General features: G+C 69.2%; 2 protein-coding genes. One reads left to right on the top strand and one right to left on the bottom strand.

What is annotated here, in order from left to right; genetic code table 11:
• On the bottom strand, window positions 1-1,299 hold a 1,299-nt coding region (locus tag ACNPM4_RS02670; protein WP_448984608.1), incomplete at its 3' end, for a cell division protein PerM.
• A 90-nt stretch (window positions 1,300-1,389) separates the two neighbouring features.
• Here ACNPM4_RS02670 and ACNPM4_RS02665 point away from each other — a divergent pair.
• Window positions 1,390-2,865 (top strand): NCS2 family permease, encoded by a 1,476-nt coding sequence (locus ACNPM4_RS02665; protein WP_029262297.1) that lies wholly within the window; start codon window positions 1,390-1,392, stop codon window positions 2,863-2,865.
• Window positions 2,866-2,889 lie beyond the last annotated feature (24 nt).

Here is a 2,889-nt window from a genome sequence, read left to right as displayed (position 1 = left end):
GAAGGGCACAGCGGGCGCCGCGCCGGCGACGACGACAGCATTCGGGTCGAGCTCGGTCATCTCGGCGATCCACCGGTCCGTGCGCTCCTCGGCGAGCTCATCACGATTCCGCGGAGACAGCAGCAGGATGGCCGCACCGACCAGCACCTCCGCACCGAGCGCGAGGGCGAACGGATAGGCAGCCGGTCCGACGACAGCCAGCCGCCCCGGCCCCATCGAGCCGTTCGCGAGGGCGGCTGCGAGCCCGCCGACGCCGGCACTCAGAGCCGCGATGCCGACGGCGATCACCGCACGCTGCAGCATCCCGAGGGGTGTGCCCTCCCACACGAGGCGCGAGCGGACCGCCCAGCCGGCGAACGCACCGGCGGCGATGGGGATGAGCACGACGATCAGCATCCAGATCGAGCTGTTCTCCGGCAGCAGCCCGAACACGGGGATGCCGGGGACGACGCCGAGCTGCGTACCCGCGGGCGACACCGCCGTTCCGGCGCCGACGGCGAAGCCGGGACCGGCGAGCCACGCCGCCGTCCACACGAGCATGGTCGGCAGGTAGGCGAGCTGGGCGAGGGTCATCACCGTCGCGCCGAGCGCGTCGACCCTGGCGGCCTGGAACAGGGCCACGACCGCTCCCCCGCGGAGCAGCGTGGCGACGGCCAGGGCGAGGGCGGACGCGCCGACCACTCCGACGAGGGCGAAGGCGGCGCCGCGCACGATCGCCGCCGGAACGGGCGCCCAGTCCTCGCGGGCGTCGAACCAGTCGTGCAGTCGGTCGAGGATGCCGCCGTCGCCGTCTTCCCACGCGATGCGCACCGCGCCGCAGAGCACACCGACGAGGTAGACCGCGGCGGGGAGGATGATCGCCGGCGCGAACGGCGTCTGCGCGGCGTCGAGTCGTGCCGTCAGCGCCACGCCGACGGAGATCAGGGTGAACACGGTGGCCCCGGTGAGTGAACCGAGCAGCCAGGCTCCGGCCTTCGCCGCTCTGCTGCCCGAACGCGCCGCGAAGAGCAGCGTGAACACCAGGAAGGCGAGCGGTGTGATCGACACGACGAAGTTCGCCGCCGCGGGTGGGATCGCGAGTGCGACGAGGAGCGCGTCCGGGATCGTGACCGTCAGCGGAACGCCGTGACCGAACTCCCAGAGCGTCCCGGTGAGCGGCCAGAGGGCTCCCCAGTCGGCCGTGATCCCGAAGGCGACGGTCCAGAGCAGCGTCAACGGCGCCAGGAGCACGACGAGGCCGACCGCCGCGGCGATGGCGGCGTCGAAGGCGGCGAGGAGCGCGACGAGGAGGCGTTGCATAGCGTTTCGAGACTACGACGAGTTGCCGACGAAGCCCTGGGGGCGCGCGTGAGGTCGGCGACACGATAGCGTTTCTCCGGAGGTTTCCCGATGACAACTGCCCCGCCCGCCCCGGCATCCACCGAGCCCAAGAACTCCCTGGACCGCTTCTTCGAAATCAGCAAGCGCGGATCCACGATCGGCACCGAGATCCGAGGGGGTCTGGTGACGTTCGTCACGATGGCCTACATCGTGATCCTGAACCCGATCATCCTCTCCGGCAAGCCCGACGTCGCCGGGAACATGCTCGAGTTCAATGCTGTGGGAGCCGCCACCGCGCTGACCGCCGGTGTGATGACGATCCTGTTCGGACTCGTCACGCGTCTCCCCTTCGGTTTCGCCGCCGGCCTCGGCATCAACGCCTTCGTCGCGTTCTCGGTCGTCGGCCAGGTGACCTGGCCCGAGGCCATGGCGCTCGTGATGATCAACGGTGTCGTCATCGTGCTGCTCGCCGCCACCGGACTTCGGAAGGCGATCTTCGACGCCGTGCCGTTCCAGCTGAAGATCGCGATCACGGTCGGCATCGGCCTGTTCATCGCCTTCATCGGCTTCGTCAACTCGGGCTTCGTCACCGCGACCGGCGCTTCCTCGCCGCCGGTGGGCCTCGGCGTCAACGGCTCGGTCGCGACAGTGCCGACACTGCTCTTCGTGATCACGCTCCTGCTCACCGGCATCCTCGTCGCCCTCAAGATCAAGGGCGGCATGCTGATCGGCCTCATCGGCGGCACCGTGCTCGCGGTGATCGTCGAGGCCATCTGGCACATCGGAGCCCGCGGCTTCGACGACGAGGGCAACGTGGTCAACCCGGGCGGATGGGGACTCACCGTCCCGGCGCTGAACGGCTCCCCCGTGGGCATCCCCGACCTCAGCCTGATCGGCGCGGTCGACTTCAGCTTCGACCTGAGCAAGGTCAGCCTCGTGGCGATCGTGATGATCGTCTTCACGCTGCTGTTCACGAACTTCTTCGACGCCATGGGCACCATGACCGGTCTCGCGAAGGAGGCCAACCTGGCCGACGACAACGGCGACTTCCCGCGCATCAAGTCCGCGCTGGTCGTCGAGGGTGTCGGTGCGATCGCCGGTGGGGCGACCTCGTCGTCGTCCAGCACGGTCTTCATCGAGTCGGGTGCGGGCATCGGCGAGGGCGCGCGCACGGGACTCGCGAACGTCGTGACCGGCGTCGTGTTCCTGATCGCGATGTTCCTGACCCCGCTCACCTCGATCGTCCCGACCGAGATCGCCGCGGCCGCGCTGATCATCGTCGGAGCCATGATGATGGCGCAGATCCGCTACATCGACTTCAGCGACTTCCGCGTGCTGCTGCCGGTGTTCCTCACCGTCTCGGTCATGCCGCTGACCTACTCGATCGCGAACGGCATCGGCGCGGGCTTCGTGAGCTGGGTGCTCATCCACGCCTTCTCCGGTAAGGCCAAGACCATCAGCCCGCTGCTGTGGGTCGTCGGCGCCGGCTTCCTGATCTTCTTCGCGCGAGGGCCCATCGAGGCGCTCTTCGGCGTCGGGATCTGACCCGAAGCATCACAAGAGGGGGGG

Source organism: Microbacterium umsixpiens (genome assembly GCF_053543675.1).
Note: the sequence above shows the minus strand (reverse complement) of the source record. Positions and strands in the feature narration are given on the sequence as shown.